This is a genomic window from Maribellus maritimus (assembly GCF_022267315.1).
GTDB classification, from domain to species: Bacteria; Bacteroidota; Bacteroidia; order Bacteroidales; family Prolixibacteraceae; genus Draconibacterium; species Draconibacterium maritimum.
In genome coordinates this window covers 1-370 of sequence record NZ_JAIKLE010000184.1, presented here as the reverse complement: position 1 = coordinate 370, position 370 = coordinate 1, and the positions used below count along the sequence as shown (strand labels likewise).

The window sequence follows — 370 nt, the reverse complement described above, 5'->3', positions numbered from 1 at the left end:
AATACCATCAACCGGTTTCGGGGGAAACGCCTGGATGGCAACCTGAAAGAGATATTTGGTTCTGTTGTAGAAATGCTTGCAGCAGAAGGTTACCTGAGCATAAAGGAAGTTTATATAGACGGGACAAAGATGGAGGCCAACGCCAATCGTTACACGTTTGTTTGGGGCAATGCCATTGAAACGCAAAAAGAAAAAATCCGTCAACAATTAGAAGAAATCTGGGGGCATGTACAATCGGTATATGAACAGGAAAAAGCTCTTCCACCTACACCTGATTTTAAAGAGATATCATCAGAAAAAGTAGAAAAGGCCATTGCCCAAATCAATGAAGCCTTAAGGGACCGGGACACCAGTTCTGAAGTAAAAAAAA

At 41.9% G+C, this 370-nt stretch carries 1 protein-coding gene; it reads left to right on the top strand.

Annotation, left to right across the window (positions count from 1 at the left end):
* The coding region (locus tag K5G00_RS29605) for a transposase (protein WP_394800897.1) at nt 1-370 on the top strand (370 nt) is incomplete at both ends.